This window comes from Corynebacterium sp. HMSC30G07, assembly GCF_001806945.1.
Lineage (GTDB): Bacteria > Actinomycetota > Actinomycetes > Mycobacteriales > Mycobacteriaceae > Corynebacterium > Corynebacterium riegelii.
In genome coordinates this window covers 1-1,651 of record NZ_KV786478.1, presented here as the reverse complement: position 1 = coordinate 1,651, position 1,651 = coordinate 1, and the positions used below count along the sequence as shown (strand labels likewise).

Genomic DNA, 1,651 nt, shown 5'->3' with positions numbered 1-1,651 from the left:
TGTTGTGTTGGTTGGTTTGTTTTTGGTTAGGTATTGGGCTTTTCACGGCCTGTTTCTGCTGAAACGTTTTTGTGGAGAGTTTGATCCTGGCTCAGGATGAACGCTGGCGGCGTGCTTAACACATGCAAGTCGAACGGAAAGGCCCAAGCTTGCTTGGGTACTCGAGTGGCGAACGGGTGAGTAACACGTGGGTGATCTGCCCTGCACTTCGGGATAAGCCTGGGAAACTGGGTCTAATACCGGATAGGACCACTTCGTAGTTGTTGTGGTGGAAAGTTTTTTCGGTGTGGGATGAGCTCGCGGCCTATCAGCTTGTTGGTGGGGTAATGGCCTACCAAGGCGTCGACGGGTAGCCGGCCTGAGAGGGTGTACGGCCACATTGGGACTGAGATACGGCCCAGACTCCTACGGGAGGCAGCAGTGGGGAATATTGCACAATGGGCGGAAGCCTGATGCAGCGACGCCGCGTGGGGGATGACGGCCTTCGGGTTGTAAACTCCTTTCGCCAAAGACGAATTTTGACGGTATTTGGAGAAGAAGCACCGGCTAACTACGTGCCAGCAGCCGCGGTAATACGTAGGGTGCGAGCGTTGTCCGGAATTACTGGGCGTAAAGAGCTCGTAGGTGGTTTGTCGCGTCGTTTGTGGAAGTCCACGGCTTAACTGTGGGACTGCAGGCGATACGGGCATAACTTGAGTGCTGTAGGGGAGACTGGAATTCCTGGTGTAGCGGTGAAATGCGCAGATATCAGGAGGAACACCGATGGCGAAGGCAGGTCTCTGGGCAGTAACTGACGCTGAGGAGCGAAAGCATGGGGAGCGAACAGGATTAGATACCCTGGTAGTCCATGCCGTAAACGGTGGGCGCTAGGTGTGAGTCCCTTCCACGGGGTTCGTGCCGTAGCTAACGCATTAAGCGCCCCGCCTGGGGAGTACGGCCGCAAGGCTAAAACTCAAAGGAATTGACGGGGGCCCGCACAAGCGGCGGAGCATGTGGATTAATTCGATGCAACGCGAAGAACCTTACCTGGGCTTGACATACACCGGATCGCTGCAGAGATGTAGTTTCCCTTGTGGCTGGTGTACAGGTGGTGCATGGTTGTCGTCAGCTCGTGTCGTGAGATGTTGGGTTAAGTCCCGCAACGAGCGCAACCCTTGTCTTATGTTGCCAGCACGTGATGGTGGGGACTTATGAGAAACTGCCGGGGTTAACTCGGAGGAAGGTGGGGATGACGTCAAATCATCATGCCCCTTATGTCCAGGGCTTCACACATGCTACAATGGTCGGTACAACGCGCAGCTACCTCGTGAGGGGACGCGAATCGCTGAAAGTCGGCCTTAGTTCGGATTGGGGTCTGCAACTCGACCCCATGAAGTCGGAGTCGCTAGTAATCGCAGATCAGCAACGCTGCGGTGAATACGTTCCCGGGCCTTGTACACACCGCCCGTCACGTCATGAAAGTTGGTAACACCCGAAGCCAGTGGCCTGTCAAAAGGAGCTGTCGAAGGTGGGATCGGCGATTGGGACGAAGTCGTAACAAGGTAGCCGTACCGGAAGGTGCGGCTGGATCACCTCCTTTCTAAGGAGCTTTATGTTTAACCCATAGTTGTGGGTGTTGGTGGTTGATGTCGCCGAGTGTGTGACTGCCACT

1 rRNA gene is annotated in these 1,651 nt (G+C 55.3%); it reads left to right on the top strand.

Features of this window, described 5'->3' with window-relative positions:
• Window positions 1-68: 68 nt before the first annotated feature.
• Window positions 69-1,579 (top strand): 16S ribosomal RNA (locus HMPREF3104_RS10165).
• The last annotated feature ends 72 nt before the right edge of the window (window positions 1,580-1,651 follow it).